The following is a 14797-nucleotide window of genomic DNA, read 5'->3' as shown; positions in this document are numbered from 1 at the left end:
TTGCACATCACAAACGGGATGAATGTGTGTATACATTTGTATAGGATAAGAACTAAAAATGGCTCTTATGAACCGTCTTAAGTGCCAAGGGCAGTAGCAATACATTGGACATAACGTTCATGTTTTCCATGTACGCTTGCGTGTTGATTTCTTCCCTACATCTTAAAGGATGAATATTTTTAATCCAATCTGATCTGTAAACAATTCTGCCTCTTAAAGCAGATTCCACCTGGCTTTCCACTTATGCGATTCACTTAACTAAAGACTCCTACAGGCAGCCCCAATTAAAGAATACTCACCATGCACTCTAAAACCACTATATTAAGTCTTACGCGCCTTATATCACCATACCTCAAATGACAATGTTTATGGTACAATAAGATAAAAATATTTTTGAACCAACAATCATTTCTTTATGCAAAAAAATCAACAATAAAACGCTCATAAATAGCAGTGAGCGTTTCCACTGCATCAAGAGCTACACATTCATCTACCATATGCATCGTTTGCCCTGGTAAGCCAAATTCGACCACTGGGCAATAATCCTTAATAAATCGCGCATCTGAAGTACCACCAGAAGTGGAACATTCTGGTACACTCCCTGTTACACTTTTAATAGCATTAGATAAAATTTGAATGAGTTTATCATTTTTAGTCAAAAAAACATCTCCTAAACTTGGAATCCATTCAAGCTGATAAGAGGGATATTGATCGCTCTTGTTTTTTGATTGCACCAAAGCAAGACGCTTTTCAATTTCCTTCATCAGTGTTTCTTTTGTCCAAAGATCATTGTAACGTATATTAAAACGAACTGTTGTCTGCGCTGGAATAATATTGACTGCCAAATTACCAGTATCGATGGTTGTGAGCTCTAAATTACTGGGTTGAAAATTCTCTGTACCTTTATCTAAAGCAGTTTGTGTCAATGCTTGAATAAGCTTACTTGCCAAAGGTAAGGGATTGGCAGCCCGCTCTGGAAAAGCAACATGACCTTGGCGACCCTTCACGGTAATGACACCAGAAATCGATCCGCGGCGACCAATTTTGATAATATCACCAACAGTCTTTACGCTTGTTGGTTCTCCCACAAGAGCCGCAGTCCATTTTTCGCCTTTTTTTTCTGCCCATTTGAGAAGTTTTACCGTACCATTAACAGCAGGCCCCTCTTCATCACCAGTAATTAAAAGGCTTACCCTTCCTTTAATGGGTCGTTTCTCAAGAACTCGCGCTAGAGCCGCAATAAAACAAGCGATTCCACCCTTCATATCAACAGCACCCCGCCCATATAATTTTCCCTGATCTATGACAGCTTCAAAAGGTGGATAAGTCCAATCTTCCAATGCGCCTGGCGGTACAACATCCGTATGACCCGCAAACATAAGATGGGGTCCTTCATTTCCCATTTTTGCATAAAGATTTTCAACATTATCTGTATTTTTATCCGTAAAAATAGGGCGCTCGACGTGAAATCCCATTTTTTTCAAAAATTGTTCCAAAGTTGATAAAGCCCCTGCTTCACGAGGTGTAACAGAAGGACAACGGATAAGTCCCTGTAATAGCTGAAGTGGATCTGTAAGAACAGGCATGAGAGCTCTTCCCGTTTGTTATAAGTCATCGGAACTTAAGGTTATTACGCTGAATTACAAAAAAGATAAAGCAAAAACATTGAAGACACTCAGCAAACAAAGCAGGGGAGGACAATCGTGCTGAGAGCTTCAATGGCTTCCTCATCATCATGAACGAAGCACACACACAACGAAACACTCAACAAAAAGTTCCGTTAAATATTGCCCTCATTTGAAAGTTTTGTTATGTTTCTGACTTATATGAATCAAAATTAATTGCTTGCAATCTGTGAGCATTTTCCTTCAACCAAGCACGATATGTTTTACTATCAGGACATAGCTCTTCACAAAGAGCCCAAAATCTTGGTCCGTGATTCATTTCAACAAGATGAGCAACTTCATGGGCAACAACATACTCAACAACTTCTTTGGGTGCCATAATAAGACGCCAAGAAAAAGAAAGACGCTTATCGATTGAACAAGAGCCCCAACGACTTCTCGTATCTTTATAACAAATGGATTTGACTTTACGCTCTACCTGATGAGCATAATGTGCCACCAAAGGCGTTATAATAAGTGCTGCTTGTTTTTTCAAAACGTCAGCAATGCGTCTTGGGAGGTATTCTAATTGACCATAAACAATAATTTCAGGCCCTTGCTCCGCATCTGCTGTAACAATTTCTGTTACCCCACGTCCCTCTCTATGTTTGATGGTATGAGAAACACCCAATAAGGGAATTGTCGCCCCCACTTTGAGATAAGCATTTTTATGAGAGATTTGTACACAAGCAAGACGTGCCTCAATCCAAGACCGATGTTTTTCAATAAAATTTTCAACCACATAGAGATTTATCGCTGGTGGTGTTGTTACATAAATCTCCTGACTTCTGGCATCAATATGTAAGGTAAGACGGCGCGCATGCTTATTTTCCCGCACCCGTACAGGTACAGAGCGATCAGAAAAAATAAAATGCTGTTTAGAAATGCTCATATATTTTTATCTTCATCAATAAATGTACCCCTTATTTTGCATTAATCTGATTAATCAAAGATCTCAATACTGTTTCAAGGCAATCTAAATCTTGTGGACGAGAAAAGCGATGATCTGCATCACGAACAAGTGTCAATGTTACATCATGGAGAGGTAAATGATCAAGTAAAGTCAATGTATGCTGATAGGGAATATCTTCATCTTCCATCCCTTGTAGAATATGGACTGGACACCCAACATCAATGCATCCTTTCATAACACAATTTTCGCGCCCATCTTCAATTAATGTTTTTGTAAAGGGCATTGGCTCTGTATCATCAACTGCAGGTCGTTCAATATAGCCTTTTTCCTCCAAAATCTTCCATTCTTCTGGGCCTAATTTGGGTTCCACCAATGTTTGTGTAAAATCAGGCGCTGGAGCAATCAATATCATGCCAGCAAGCTTCTTATTTTTCTGTGCTAGCATCATAGCAAGCCTTAGCGCAATCCACCCACCCATAGAGGAACCAATCAAAATTTGTGGTCCTTCACAATAAGTTTCAAAAGTCGCTAAACTTTCCTTAACCCAACGTGAAATCGTTCCTTGAAAAAAGTCACCTTCAGATTCTCCATGTCCAGAATAATCAAAACGTAAACAAGACAAATCATTCTTCTGAGCAAACTGATCAACCAACGTTGCCTTACTTCCTAACATATCGGATTGATAGCCAGTAAGCCAAACCAAACCTGGAGATTGGCGCCCCTTGCGATAGCGTACTGCAAGTGCGGTGTTCTCAAACGAAAAAAACTGACAAGGAATATTTTGATCCATGATTCTTTATCCTCCATAAAACAATTTCTGTAAATTAAGAGAAAAACTTTTATAATCTAAATCATTCCAAAAAGTAATAAATCAAATAATGAAAATAACACGAATTATAGTTGTTTTTAGGTGCATAATTGTATATTAAATTAACTGTAGTTGAATCAAAATTTAAGGAGCATAAACCATTCGTAAACCGTTTAAAATGACACCTACCCAAAAAGACGGACCACGTTCAAATCAGGATATTCGGGTACCTCATGTTCAGCTTATCAATGATGAGGGACAACATCAGGGGGTTGTTGCGATACAAGAAGCTCTTGCTATGGCTGCAGATGCGGGACTTGATTTGGTTGAAATTGTACCAAATGCGGAGCCACCTGTATGTAAAATCATCGATTTGGGAAAATTAAAATATCAAACCCAAAAAAAAGCTGCTGAAACACGTAAGAAGCAAAAAGTCATCGAAATCAAAGAGATTAAGATGCGCCCAAATGTTGATGTCCATGATTATGGAGTCAAACTCAAGGCTGTTCATCGCTTTATTGATCATGGTGATAAAGTAAAGATTACTTTGCGTTTTCGTGGTCGTGAGATGGCTCACCAAGATCTTGGATTAAAGCTTCTTCAGCGTGTGAAAGAAGATACAAGTGAAATTGCCAAAATCGAATTGGAGCCAAAGCTTGAAGGCCGGCAAATGATGATGGTGATAGCACCTAAATAGTTTTGCATTGGAATAATATTTGCATGCAATTCATCAAATGAGCGTATAGCTATAATTTAGAAGCACCACATGGAATTTGTTGTGGTGCTTTTAGGGGTTTTATAAGCGTGTATAAATCCTTTTAATAGTGCTTTCTCGATTTATAAGGAGAATTCGTTATTTTATATATTAAATGAGAGAACCCAAACATCTTAAGATCTTCTCGTTTCAAGCTCTTTCTATATGAATCCAACAAAATAATTCTGCTTGCACATCACAAACAGAGATAATGCATACATAAAATTATTAAAAAAGCAGAAATGCCTTTTGTGAACCATTTCAAGTGCCAAAGGCTATTACAATATGGAAATTAGTAAATAATAATGATGGGACTCGCCCGTACTTTTTATTTAACTAAAGATAGTGATAAACAACACCTTTTCGTTCTACCTTTCACAGAGATTTTGCACTGTATTTCTTTACACTCGCCGTCGTGAAATTGATAGATGAGCCTTGAAAGAAAAGGCTATTTTTGTACAAAAGATTAATGGATTTTTTTAATTAAGAGTGCTTCAATCTTGCATAAAACAACAAGAAAATATAGAAGCACTTTATGGACAAAAAACAAATTTCCTCTTTTGATAAACATCTTATTATCCGTCTTTTGCGAGAAAATTTTCATAAACATGCGCGTTGGTACAGTGCGGCTATTTTCTCAATGATCATCATTTCTGGTACAACTGCAACGAGTGCATGGATGATGCGTGATGTTGTTAATCAGATTATTGATGCGCAAAATTTTCCTATGATCGTTTTAATTTCTAGCATCATTGCTTTTATCTTTATTCTCAAAGGAGTTGCAACTTTTTCCCAAACTTATTTTCTAAACAAAGCCGGAAATAGTATCATTGCTGAACAACAACGCAAAATTTTTGCCCGACTTATGGAACAAGGAGTCTCTTTTTATCATAATAACACTTCATCTGATCTTCTTGTTCGCGTAACCCACAATGCTACAGCTGTACGTAATATCATTGATACTATTATCACAACTTTTGTACGTGATTTGCTTTCCGTTAGTGGTTTGTTGCTTGTCATGTTTATTCAAAACTTTATATTAGTTGCCATTACTTTAATCATAGGACCACTAGCTTTTTTAGGCGTTCGAATGGCTTTAAAACGCGTTCGCCGCCTTATGGAAAAAGAGCTCCTTTCACTTGGTGAAATTATAAAAATCGTACAGGAAACTGCTGTTGGCATTCGAGTCATTAAGGCTTTTTCACTAGAAGAAGTCATGAAGAAAAGAATGGATAAAGCCATTTGTGATGTTGAAAAACAAACAAATAATATTGCAACACTCGAAGCTATTACAAATCCGATTATGGAAACACTCACAGGTGTTGCCATTGCTGGTATTATCTGTTTTTCCGGTTATCTTGCAACCCAACGTGCAGGTGTTCAAGGTGAATTTATGTCTTTTATTGTTGCTTTACTTTTAGCTTATGAGCCCGCAAAAAGACTAGCAAATGTACGTGTAAAAATTGAATCTGGATTGGTCAATATCCGCACGATGTTTGAAATACTCGACCATCCTCTTACAGTTATAGAACATAAAGAAGCTAAAGATCTGAATAAAACGCAAGGAGCTATTCGCTTCGAACACGTTTCTTTTGCATACACTGAGAACAAAATGGTATTGAAAGATATCAACCTAGAAATAGAAGCTGGAAAAATGACAGCATTGGTGGGACCATCAGGTTCGGGAAAGTCTACCTTTATTAACCTTATTATGCGACTCTATGATCCCACAAAAGGACGCATATTAATTAATGATCAAGACATCCGCTACACAACATTTCGCTCTCTGAGAAACCTGATGGCCTATGTAGGACAGGATACTTTTCTCTTTCAAGGAACTGTTAAATATAATATCGGGCTTGGAAAAGAAGGGGCTAGTGATGACGAAATTATCGAAGCAGCAAAAGCAGCAAATGCTCATGACTTTATTATGCGTTTGCCAAATGGTTATGATACACAGATAGGTGATAATGGCTGTAATCTTTCAGGGGGGCAAAAACAACGACTCGCTATCGCTAGGGCAATGATTCACGATAGTGAAATTCTGATTCTTGATGAAGCAACGAGTGCGCTCGATTCACACACCGAAGCACAAATTAATGAAGCTATTCATCAACTTACCAAAGGACGTACAACGATTATCATTGCTCATCGCCTTTCAACAATTGCTCGTGCTCATAAAATTGTGGTCATACAAAATGGACAACTGGTTGAACAAGGTACTCAGAAAGAATTGCTCGCAAAAGAACATGGGTTTTATAAAAAACTTCATAATATTCAGTTCAAAAAACATACCCCCTAATTTCTAGATCCTTAAATAAGATTTGAAATAAAAAATGGATAGAAGGTAACACCCCATTTGTGGAACAGAAATGTTACCAAGGAAAAGTGTTACTTCAATCAAGGATTGGCAAAAAATTTACGGCTTATTAAGATATAAACTTTTTGAATTTAGATGAAAACTTCACCCGCTTATTTTATTGAATGCCATTGATTTTAATAATGAAACTTGAGAACAAAAACCTTTATCCTTTACTTACACAAATGATAAAATATTCGTAAATATTGTGAATCCTAAAAGAAGGATAGCATCAAGTTTAAAAAAAATTGCTGTGGATTATGATAATGAATCTGGATCGATATCACTTTTTTCTGTACTGATAATTTTTTCTCCACACATCTTAAAGGACAAAGTTTCTTATCCCATCTGATCTGTAAACAGCCCAAATTCTTATCGAATTTGTTCTACCTGATAACGACTTATGTGATTTACTTATACAAGGCTTAACGAACAAACCCTATTCTAAATATTCACCTCGCGCTTTCAATGGCAATATATTGATTTATAAAAATAATTCTTTTTGCATGTTGAATAAGAGTCTAGAATAACGTAAGATCCTCTTATTCCCAACCTGTTTATATTGAATCAATCAAAACCACTTGCTTGCACATAACAAGCAGGATGAATGTATGGATAAAAACTGTACAAGAAAGGACTAAAAATGCCTCTAATGTATCATCTTAATGCAGAGGCTATAGCAACTACCAACGAGTTAGAAAATATAACGATGTGCCACCATAAGCGTAAAGATGGAGGGAGCAAATGGAGTTACCGTTATACCATTCACGAGCGACAGCGTGAAATGAGCTTGGAAGCAATGAGAAATATTTCTTTAAAATAAGCGTGTGAATTTGCAACACAATGGTGTTCTGCTTTGAGGGCTTTCGTCATAAGAAAAGTGATCTCATTCAAGAATACAGTAAACAAAAATGTGAAATAATAGGTCATTTTCATTATTATAAAAATATTGCTTCAACTGCTTTTGAAAATAAAATCTATACCCTATGAATTCTACATTATACTCTTCAGACAACAGCATGAAATGGAATTGAGAATGAGGTATTTCTCTAGAATAAGTATACAACAGCAAAATAACATACTGTCCTGCGTGAAGATTTTATCTCTTTAGAGAATAGCATAAACAAAAAATTGAATATTTCAGATAGTTCTCTTCACGCCTTAATAAAAAGCTTCTTCTTTGATCGAATTCCTAGTCTAGGCTCCCTTCTTCAGACTTAGAAATGAAAAACAAAAAACGAAGAAATTGTTTTTTTAAATTCAATCTTTAATAATCTCTTTCATAAAAGAGACCTATACTAGAATTTTGTTCATTTCCTATGGCACCTTTAGCTTTGAGATGACGCGAAATATCTAAATTAATTGTCCCTTTCGTCGTTCCATCAGACCCTGCTTCAAAGCCCAAATAAATATTATTGTGTATGTAGCGTCCAATACGTAAACCTGTATTCCCTTTCTCATTAACGATAACATCAAGATCATCAAGTCCAATTTTAGTTCGTAAAGTATTCAACAAAGATGTATTAGAACCACCTGCAAGATCAGCCGCTGCTGCTGCAAGTTGAGCAATCTGAAATGGTGATAATTCATTAAGAGAGCGATTAAAAATCAAACGCGCCAAAATCTCATCCTGAGGCAAATTTGGTTGTGAAGAAAAGTTAATATCAAGATTATCAACCGTCCCACTTACAGTTACAGTGACGCGAATATCACCACTGTTATTGTTGGTTACAAAATAAACCGTAGGATTAAGATTACCACTAAAACTCGCTTGTCCTTGATCAAAATTAAGACGTTGCGACAGGATATCAAAACGTCCACGAATCATTCTAAATTCACCAACTGGATGCACATCATTCAATGGACCTGCTAGATTAATGCGTCCTCCCAGTTCAGCATCTAAGCCTTTTCCGCGTACAAAAAATTGATTGCGTGCTGTAATACGCATATTTGATAGCACGACAGATGAAGATTTTTGTGTAACTATACAGCTTTTGCTTTTGTTCGTGTTCTTAACATCAGCACGTTCAAGTGTTGTTTGAATCGATTTAGTTAAATTCTTATTTCTAACATCAAGAAACTTGGCACTTTTAAAATGATCAGGAACAAAAACTTCAGCTTTTTCAACGATGATGTCACCACCAAGAACAAGATCATTAAAAAAATGACCTGTCATTGTCATATCACCTGATAATGTTGCCAGAATCATAGAACCATCATTATAATTGGCATTATCAAGATGAAATATCAAATCTGTCTCTAGACTATTAGAGATTCGACCTGAAGCAGAAATTCCCCCACCCTCAAACGAAGACGCTGAAGCTTTCTCTATAAGAATATGGTCACCTTTCAATTTGCCTTCAAGCGTTATATTATTCAATCCTACATTTGTTTGTGAATCAAAAAAGCTACCGTCGCCTATAGAAATATTTCCTATCAATTGTGGCTTTGATAACGCTCCATTAAGAGCTGTATCAATTCTTGCTGTACCCGCTATATGTGCACCACGCTTGGCTAATAAGAGATTAACAAAATCAAGAGGCATTATCCCTTTAACGTTTAATTTTGCCTCTAAACCATTAAAAGACACAGGCCCATGGATGGAAAGATCTAATCCTTTATCTCCAGTAGCTATCATATTTTCAATATGAAATGTCGATTTTTTATAAGAACCACGAGCATTTATATTGATTGACATCGGTCCTTTATACGTCATAGCGGTTAAATTTTGGCTAGAAAGCTCAAAATGAGCAGATGGATCCTTTATTGTTCCATCAATATCAACTTTACCTATTACTGTCCCATCAAGCGCTTGTCCTGCAATAAAACCATTCGCCAAACGTGCAGATAAATTTTGCAAATTAATATGAAGATCAAGCGCATTTTTCTCTAGAGATACACGCCCCTGAGCTTGTGCTTGTACTCCTTCTCCTGTTAAATTTGCATTCACAGTAAGATTTTGATTTACAGTGTTTCCCGTAGCAGAAAGAGAAAAAGGCATAATTTTTTTATCTTGAAAAGCAACGGTTGTCAGTCCATCACCTTTTATATCGTAAGTTATATCAGGTTTTTTTAAATGACCACGAATCATAACCTGCCCAGTTACACTCCCTGCTGCTCCAAGATCGGATTTCCACAGATTGACTAAAGTAGCAGGAAGCGCATTCATTGTAAGTTGCAAATTCAGGGTATCTTGAATATGCCCTGCTAAAATGATGTTGCCTCCATTTATTGCAATTCCTAATTCATTGATTGTCATTCCATCTTTATTAAAAGCAATTATGGATGGCTTCAGCAATGTTGCATGAAAAGTATGTTGTTTTAAGTCCACAGTTTCAATTTGTACTTCTCGTTTTATACTTTCTGGAAGTTCCTCAACCATTAAATGACCAGAAAGCCGTGCATTGAGACTATCATGCAACATCGCCTGGACAGTAAAAACCGTTTGTCCATTATTCCTATCAGCGTGAGCATTTAAACGATTGACCATTACCAAAGGTGTTTGAATATGTTCTGCATTGATAACTCCTTCAAACTGAGTCATACCAAAAGGATCGAATATATCAGCATCTATTGCCAATTTTTTTATTTTATTCTTGGCAAAACTCAAATGGTTAACAGACGCTTTCACATTGGTTGTTTGTCTGCCATTTCGTTCATCAAAAATAAAATCTCCTTTTACTTTTCCACTACCATCCTGCAAAAATAACGCTGAAAGTACGGAAATATCATCGGCATCAATATGCAGCGCTCCTTTCAAAAAACCGCCAAGTTGTTGAGAAAGCTCACCCGTTATTTTTGCACTTCCCCCTCTAATATCGATATTTTCAAGTTTTCGAATTTTATGAGAATCTTCAAAAGAGGCCGATAAATGCAAAGGTTTCTTAGCAAAAATCCCTTCACCCTTTACCACCCCCGTTAAAGAAGTAACTGGTGCCGTATTATCTACAAATGCATCTATGTTAAATGTTGTGTTTTGAAGTTTCTTCCCCATGAAAAACGCTTCAGCCACATTAGCACGTGTATTGAGTCTTATATGGCGATTGCGCCCTCTCGCCGTACTTTGAATTGTAAGTGTACCACTTATCTTCGGATCTAATTTGGACAAATCAGATATTTGAGCAGATAATTCCATTTTAGCGCTTTCATCTGAAAAATAACCATTAGCCTTTATGTTTGTATATTGATTTTTCAAATTCCAATGACGTAAAGTGAAGCCCTTTGTATTTCGAGCAGCTCCACCTGAAAGAGTAGTATTTCCTTTGAATAAACGATCAAAAAACTGCATGCCTATTTTCATATCGTCAGCCATTCCTGATAATTGGAGATCAAAAATGCCACTCAATAAACTGATCGTTCCTTTGGCTTTAATATTTGCACTACCAGAAAGTGATTGTTTACTGAACACTTCCAAAGGAGTTAATGTTTGAGCTTTTAAACCGAGATCGCCTTTAAAAACAAAATTCTCCATTGTCCCTTTTAACCAAGAAGAAAAACCCTGAGCCGTAACACTCAGATCATGAATCAAAATTGGTTTATTCGAAACAATATCCGTATCTAAATGCACATGAACCGCTTGGCTTAAGTTTTCTACTAACGCTCCCTTAATCTTTTTAACCCCTTGAAGCGTCCCTTTAACCTGAACACCAACATGACGAGAAGCTGCATTATCAAGATTTTCGCTTACTCCTCCCATATCAAAAATTGCATCACGAATATAAATATTTTTATTGCTTAAATGACCTACAACCAACCGCCCATTCCAAGATTGTTGCCCTTCGCGACCATAATCAATGTTCAAAGCAAGAGTATTCGCAGGTTTTGGCATATCTGATACAGGTAAATGAACAGACTCTTTTTCGTTATCAAGAGCCATTTTGCCATCAACAAAAAGCCGTCGCAAGAATCCATCGGCGGTTATTTCAGCATTGGCTATAACATTCATTGCTTTGTTCTGAATAACCATCTGATCAAGGTGTGTCACACCTTCTTTTGTTCTTCTTGCCTTTGCTTTTAATGTTATATCAGATTCGAAGAGACTACGATATTGAACAGGTATTAAAGGGCTTAGTGTTCCCTCTAATTTCGTAGAAAAACTCTGTCCTTCTGGAACGCTTGCAAGAATAACATTACCATCTAAAATAGAGTGATGATCGGATTCTAAAGAAAGTTTGATAACCAAATCATCAAAAGTACCATCACCTTTCACGACGAGACTTAATGCTGGACGTTGTTCAATGTTAAAAATATTCGCCAAAATACCATTTTGTGGTTCGTTAGCAGAAATATCAATTTTAGCTGTACGATTACTATCAGATATCTTGGTGAGAACAGAAAAAGAACCCGGTGTATCTAAACGATGCGCCGCTATATCGATATCAAAATTACCACTAGCCAAAGTGAATTTGCCTTTTAAGGACATATCAGCAGAAAAACCAAAAAGATTCTGTTCAAATGTCACATGTTGAGCTGTAAGTGTATTGATAGAAAGAGCAAGCGGCAATTTTGGTAAAGAAAACTTACCCGCCTCAAGGGAAGAAACAAAAGAAGAATTGCCTTGCGGTTTGCGTAAAAATGTAACCTGTTCTGCCGAAAGCTGGTTAATATCCATCCGCCCTCTCAGCAACGCTAGACGATTCCAATCCATTTTAGCATTGGTAATTTTAAGCCAAACTCCTTTTTTATCACTGACAGTAATAGCATCAATTGATGTTTGAGAAGATAGTGTCCCTTGCATATTGTATAAATGAACTTGACGATTAGGTGCTGAAAGCTTTCGTTCAATTAAAGAAACAAACCATGAGCGATCACCTGTTCTCATTTCGCTAGAGGGAAGAATGTCTCCTCTTTGCGCAAAAATAACACCACCCACCCAAAAAAACAAAAATACAAAGAAGAAAGCTGATAAACGTACACCTTTTTTCATTAAAATGCTTGCCCTATACCCACATAAAAACCAATGCGAGGGTCACCCTTCTCTCTCTTTAAAGGAAAGGCTAAATCAACGCGTAAAGGACCAAGACCCGTCATATAACGACCTCCTATACCGGCTCCCCATTTAATTTTTTGAGAAAAATCAAAATTCGCCTTTTCCCCTACTAAACCTCCATCAAGAAAACCGACAAACCCTATTTTATCATTTAAAGAAACACGCAATTCTGCCGACCCCTCAATAAGCGACCATCCACCAACAACCGCATCATCTTCTGTTTTGATACCAATATTACGGTAAGCATAACCACGAACAGAGCCCCCACCACCAGCAAAAAAAAGCGTACTTGCGGGGACTTGTGCTGTATCATTCCCAAGAATTGTACCAAGCTTCGCCCGTGCAGCAACAACAAAACGATCCCCTTCATCCAACGCCCAATAAGAACGACCTTCTGCTGTTACTTTTGCAACAAAGTTGCTAAAACGCATCTCATAAAAAGGCTCAATGAAAACTTCACCATATAAACCTTTTGTTGCATTAAACTTATTATTACGACTATCGTAAATCAAACCGCTAGGGAAACCTATTGTTGTAAAATTACGGCTCCCAAAATAGATATCACGTGAATAACCATTTGAAACTTCTACAGCAGCCTGTCCCGATAGATTACCATTGAAAATATGCGTAATACCTAATTTTCCTTTGATGGCTTTTGTCGTATAATTTTCTAAAACATCTTGTTGTATTTTTAATTCTGACCTGAGATCTGTATCTGGCGTGAGTACACCAGGCTTTATAAACGTACCACCGAAAAGATAATCAAAATTTTTAAACTTATACGATTGCTTTTTATTGCTACCAACACCAGTTATTTTTGTTTCAATTTTAAGAATCTCTGCATGACCCAAAAGATTGTTATGCATCCAATAAGTCTCAAAACCAGCACCATCTAATGTTGAATAGCTACCACCTACACCAAAACGACGCGGTTTACGTTCTTGTACAACAAGCGTAAGCGGTAAACGTCCATCTAGATTAATGGTATCTGCCTCACGTATATTGATAGCACGAAAAACACCAAGGCGCGCAAGACGTTCATTTGCCTTAGCTAATGCATCGGAATCGTATATCTGTCCTGGTTTTAATCCGGTCATCCACGCGATATAAGCTGAATCTACACGTGGTTTCTTACTTATATTACGCACACTTAAAGGACCATAATAAGCCTTTTGTCCAGGACTAACAACAATCCGTCCTTCAACACGCAACGCAGCATGGTCAGCCACAACCTCACTCTTCATAATTTCAGCTTTAGCATAACCTTGTTGACGCCATCCTTCTATCGCCCATTTTTCTGCTTTCAAAATGGTTTCAGATTTAGCAATAGCCCCAACTTTATAGCCCAATTCTTCAATTGTGGGCATTTTATGCGCTTTACGTTTTTCAAACGGAGCTACTTTATCAATATTTGCAATACTAAAAACATATTGTGGACCGGCATTAATTGTAATAACGATATTCGATTGTGCTGGAAGTTGAGTTACCGGACTTAAATCAGCAACTTCTAAGCCATTAATTTTAATACTAATAACACCACCGTAGCGTCCATCAGCATAAAGAGCAGAAAGAATTGCTCGATAATCTGAACGCGCCTTCGCTAGCAAACCAGAAGAACTGGCAGATGCTTTCTCTTTATCAGCAACAAGAGAAGAAACAGATTTAACTATTTTTATACCTTCTAATGGCGCACCTGGCGGTGCAACAACATCAACTTTATAAAATCTCTCTGTACTTTTGGCATAATGTGAAGAAGAATTTGCTTTCTTTTGACCAAAAAAAGGGATGCCAAAAAAATCAAATGCAGCAAGTGGCTGTGGAAAAGAAAAAGTGAAACACAAGCCTATAAATACACAACGCACAGTCCCTGATTTTAACAAAATTCTTGTCTGGTATACCATAAAATCAGATACCTTATAATACACTTTATAATACACTTTGCATCTACTACGCTTTAAATAATATAAAAATAAGAAAGGTAAATATAATTACTTTGCACATTTTACACGTTTTATCACATAAAATAACACTCTGCGATACATAACGCCACCCTCCCCTTATGTTTTCATAAAATTCTGCACTGTTGTATAACACAAACAGCCTCATTCTTTTTTTCTTAACATATTTATTTAATTTATTATAAATGTTTTATTGCGTCCCATATCATCATGGTTAAATTTGTACAAATGACTTTCCATGGGAATGCTAAAAACTGCTCATGTATATAGATCTCTCTATAAAAAAAGCTATAGAGATGCTTCTTGATTTTTATAAATAGATATGATTGTCTCTACTAAGTCTAAAGGGGGG

At 36.8% G+C, this 14797-nt stretch carries 8 protein-coding genes; 3 read left to right on the top strand and 5 right to left on the bottom strand.

What is annotated here, in order from left to right; genetic code table 11:
- Nucleotides 1-413 precede the first annotated feature (413 nt).
- The 3 genes from dapE to ACFIKI_RS00720 form a co-directional block, all read right to left on the bottom strand.
- Nucleotides 414-1586 (bottom strand): succinyl-diaminopimelate desuccinylase, encoded by a 1173-nt coding sequence (gene dapE, locus ACFIKI_RS00730; protein ID WP_375665175.1) that lies wholly within the window; start codon nt 1584-1586, stop codon nt 414-416.
- 223 nt (nt 1587-1809) lie between these two features.
- Nucleotides 1810-2556: a M48 family metallopeptidase gene (locus ACFIKI_RS00725; protein WP_375665173.1), complete on the bottom strand. Its 747-nt coding sequence runs from the start codon at nt 2554-2556 to the stop codon at nt 1810-1812.
- A gap of 31 nt (nt 2557-2587) precedes the next feature.
- Nucleotides 2588-3367, bottom strand: a complete 780-nt coding sequence (locus tag ACFIKI_RS00720) for an alpha/beta hydrolase (RefSeq protein ID WP_375622019.1) — start codon at nt 3365-3367, stop codon at nt 2588-2590.
- Nucleotides 3368-3563: 196 nt separating this feature from the next.
- Between ACFIKI_RS00720 and infC the strand changes: the two genes are divergently transcribed.
- The 3 genes from infC to ACFIKI_RS00705 all read left to right on the top strand — a co-directional run bounded on the left by infC (nt 3564) and on the right by ACFIKI_RS00705 (nt 7321).
- Nucleotides 3564-4082 (top strand): translation initiation factor IF-3, encoded by a 519-nt coding sequence (gene infC, locus ACFIKI_RS00715; protein WP_026500140.1) that lies wholly within the window; start codon nt 3564-3566, stop codon nt 4080-4082.
- Nucleotides 4083-4674: 592 nt separating this feature from the next.
- A complete protein-coding gene (locus tag ACFIKI_RS00710; protein WP_375665170.1) occupies nt 4675-6441 on the top strand; it encodes an ABC transporter ATP-binding protein in 1767 nt (588 codons plus the stop codon).
- Nucleotides 6442-7141: 700 nt separating this feature from the next.
- Nucleotides 7142-7321: a DUF4102 domain-containing protein gene (locus ACFIKI_RS00705; protein ID WP_375665168.1), complete on the top strand. Its 180-nt coding sequence runs from the start codon at nt 7142-7144 to the stop codon at nt 7319-7321.
- A gap of 444 nt (nt 7322-7765) precedes the next feature.
- Here ACFIKI_RS00705 and ACFIKI_RS00700 read toward each other — a convergent pair whose 3' ends face one another.
- On the bottom strand, nt 7766-12424 hold the full coding sequence (locus tag ACFIKI_RS00700; RefSeq protein WP_375665166.1) for a translocation/assembly module TamB domain-containing protein: 4659 nt from the start codon (nt 12422-12424) through the stop codon (nt 7766-7768).
- Entirely contained in the window at nt 12424-14388 is a 1965-nt protein-coding gene (locus ACFIKI_RS00695; protein ID WP_375665164.1) for an autotransporter assembly complex family protein, read from the bottom strand. Before ACFIKI_RS00695 ends, ACFIKI_RS00700 begins: the two co-directional genes overlap by 1 nt.
- Between the last annotated feature and the right edge of the window lie 409 nt (nt 14389-14797).

This window comes from Bartonella sp. TT121SHDZB, assembly GCF_042193415.1.
In the GTDB taxonomy this organism is placed as follows: Bacteria; Pseudomonadota; Alphaproteobacteria; order Rhizobiales; family Rhizobiaceae; genus Bartonella.
Note: the sequence above shows the minus strand (reverse complement) of the source record. Positions and strands in the feature narration are given on the sequence as shown.